At 35.2% G+C, this 3,133-nt stretch carries 2 protein-coding genes; one reads left to right on the forward strand and one right to left on the reverse strand.

What is annotated here, in order from left to right; translation table 11 throughout:
* Positions 1–549: 549 nt before the first annotated feature.
* A complete protein-coding gene (locus ABF682_RS12000; RefSeq protein ID WP_415619935.1) occupies positions 550–810 on the forward strand; it encodes a hypothetical protein in 261 nt (86 codons plus the stop codon).
* Positions 811–1,210: 400 nt separating this feature from the next.
* Here ABF682_RS12000 and ABF682_RS12005 read toward each other — a convergent pair whose 3' ends face one another.
* The gene (locus ABF682_RS12005; protein ID WP_415619936.1) at positions 1,211–3,037 is read right to left on the reverse strand and encodes a GH25 family lysozyme; all 1,827 of its coding nucleotides are present in this window, start codon (positions 3,035–3,037) and stop codon (positions 1,211–1,213) included.
* Positions 3,038–3,133: the final 96 nt, after the last annotated feature.

Here is a 3,133-nt window from a genome sequence, read left to right on the forward strand (position 1 = left end):
GAATTATAAAAGGACGTTTTTAAAAATGTTAATCATAATTGTAGGTTGCCATAGTTATGATTATTAAAAATGAAGCATTTTGTATAGAAAAAAGAATGAGATACTTTTTTGCTTTTTGAAAGTTATTTTGACGAAATCAAAAAATTTTTTTGAGAAGCCTTTTCTTTTATAATTAAGAGAATTTTGGCATCAGAATAGTTCATAAAGTACAAGATCTAGTTTAATTGAAGATATATAAATAGGAGCTGTGTCAAAATGAAGCACTCCATAATAGTTAGAAAAATCTAATTATTATGGAGTGCTTTTTATGACCAAATATACATGTGAATTCAAAGTTAAATTAGTTCGAGAGTACTGAAATGGAGATGTTTCTTACTCTGATTTAATGCGTAAATATAATATTTCAAGTATGACAACTATTCGAAGATGGGTTCTGCAAGTAAACGTGAATGGACTATCATCTTCAAAATGCAACATACCAAAAAGGTTTACTCACAAGATTTCAAACTTTATGTGGTAAGCTATGTAAAAACATATGAGGTCAGCCAAATGACAGCTGCTACTCATTTCGATATTACATTCAGCTGGGTAAATTCATGGGTGAATACATTCCCCAAAATGGGTACTGCTGGTTTACGTAAAAGACCTCGAGGAATGCTTAAACTAAAGAACAAGAAACTTAAACCGTCAGCTGAGGAAAAGTATAAAGAGGAAATTCTCAAACTCAAAGCACAACTGCATGAAACTGAAATGGAACGTGATATTTTAAAAGCATTAGCGGTCATGAGGAACAATCAATTCAAGCATTAACAAATCGCGAAAAGACAGTTATTGCGGACTTCTTAAGGTCGCAATACAAGCTACAAATATTATTAGGACAATTCGAATTACCACGAGTCATTTACTACGGATCAACGAAAACGGATGAAAAAGACTGATAAGCATGCGGATGTAAAGTTGTTCATTGAACATGTTTATCATGAAAGCCATGAAACGTATGGATATCGACGAAAAGTTAGTTATGCGTTATATCATGAAACAATTAGAAGTCTTATGAGCCTTTTAGACCTTAAAGTCGTTGCTTATTCGAAATGTACTTCCCACTACTCGTGTACCGCCTTAAAAAAGTTGGACATGTTTATATTTTAATTCTGAATATTACTTGTTATTATATTGAAATTTTGTTGGTTTAATCTATCGGAAAGTACTGTTAAAATTTTTTTTGCTCTGACCAATAATCAATACGAGTACCTTCACCACTAGTTGTATTAGAGTAACGCATCACAATTTGCAATTTATGACCATTAACCAGGTAACTATCTAGATTAATAGTGGTTGAAAAACCGCTTTGGTTTGCATTGTAAATATAACCATAACCATTTTTAGCAACATCTGGGCGACTAGTTGGAGTATATTGGACTCTAGTAATTTCCTTACCAGTAGTGTCATCATAGACAATTAAAAAGGCGTTTTTCAAAATAGTTGAAGCATCGGCGGCGTGCCAACCGGAAACATGAAGTGTATTGTTGGCACCAAGTGAAAGGCTATCAACATATCCAGCGCTCGCATTTGCCATGGTATAGCTGTTAGACCAGACATCAGTATGTTCGCCTTCGCCAGTTGATGAATCAGAATAACGCATTACAACTTGCAATTTATGACCATTAACTAGGTAACTACCTAGATTAATGGTGGTTGAAAAACCGCTTTGGCTTGCATCGTAAATATAACCATAACCATTTTTAGCAACATCTGGGCGACTAGTTGGAGTATATTGGACTCTAGTAATTTCCTTACCAGTAGTGTCATCATAGACAATTAAAAAGGCGTTTTTCAAAATAGTTGAAGCATCGGCGGCGTGCCAACCGGAAACATGAAGTGTATTGTTGGCACCAAGTGAAAAGCTGTCAACATATCCGACATTGTTTGAGAAGGTATAAGTTCGCGACCAGATATCAGTATAATTACCATTTCCGTTGATATCATCTGAATAGCGAAGTATAAATTGTATATTTTTTCCACCAAATTGGTATTCGCTAGGAATTGTAAGTACAGTGTTGAAGCCACTATCTGCAGAACTTGCAATATTTTTATATGTATTATAGAGGTCAAAACGTTGACTAGGAGTATAACTCACACGAGTAATTTCGTGTCCAGTTGTAGAATCATACATAATAATAAAAGCATAAGGCTCAACGTCAGAAAGATTAGCTATGTGCCAACCAGAAACCTGTACGGTATTATTGATTATTTGAACATTAGCAACGGTACCGATATTATAGTTAGTTAATAAACCATTATAGTCATGCGAAACATCGAGTGTTCCCATGCTTTCGCGTCCAGGCAAATGTGCTGTGGAAGAAAATTGCCATCCGCCATAACCATCTGTTCCCCATTCGTTTTCATAGCTTCCGCCGCGCAATGGGGTGTAAGGATACTGTGCAATCCAAGTCCGTGCATTGTCGACAGTAGCAGTCACTTGATTAAGGTATGCATATGAAGCAAAGGTGTACACGGCATGGTTAACAAAGCCAGCATTTGATAATGCATCCCAGAAACTATATAAACCTGCTTGAACAGTTGGACTGAGAGTTTTTGAATCTTCCATATCTGCAAAGATTAGAGTTTTATTACTTAAGCCAAGTGATTTCATCGTAATGGCAGCATATTGACCCTGAGCGTATCCTGAATTTGAATCTGAAAAAGTTGCATAATGATAGACGGAAACACTTAAACCTGCTTGCTCGGCAAGAGAAATTTGCTGTGAACTGTATGAGTTACTGTAGCTTGTTCCCTGCGTAATCTTAACAATAACACTTTTAATTCCTAATGATTTGAGCTTTTTAAAATCATCAAGTGTTAACCAATATTGATAGGAGGATATATCAACAGTATCGGCTTGAGTATAGAGGTTATCACCAATTTCAATGCTGTCAGGTTCGGTTTTTGCTAATAAAGTTGTTACTGCAAATTCAGGAGAAACAGAACCAATTTTTTGAGTACTTACTGAATTGTTTGTTGTTTGTTCATTACTCATTGAAGGTGTTTTAACTGTATCTTGATTAATACTAGTGGAATCTGGTCCCCTGTCAATAAAATAGACAATTTAAATAGAGACTTTTTTGTCCTATGC

This window comes from Liquorilactobacillus sp. (genome assembly GCF_047719775.1).
Classification (GTDB): Bacteria; Bacillota; Bacilli; order Lactobacillales; family Lactobacillaceae; genus Liquorilactobacillus.

Coding starts and splice junctions, on each gene's coding strand:
- ABF682_RS12000 (WP_415619935.1), top strand. CDS start 550: ATGACAGCTGCTACTCATTTCGATATTACATTCAGCTGGGTAAATTCA.
- ABF682_RS12005 (WP_415619936.1), bottom strand. CDS start 3,037: ATGAGTAATGAACAAACAACAAACAATTCAGTAAGTACTCAAAAAATT.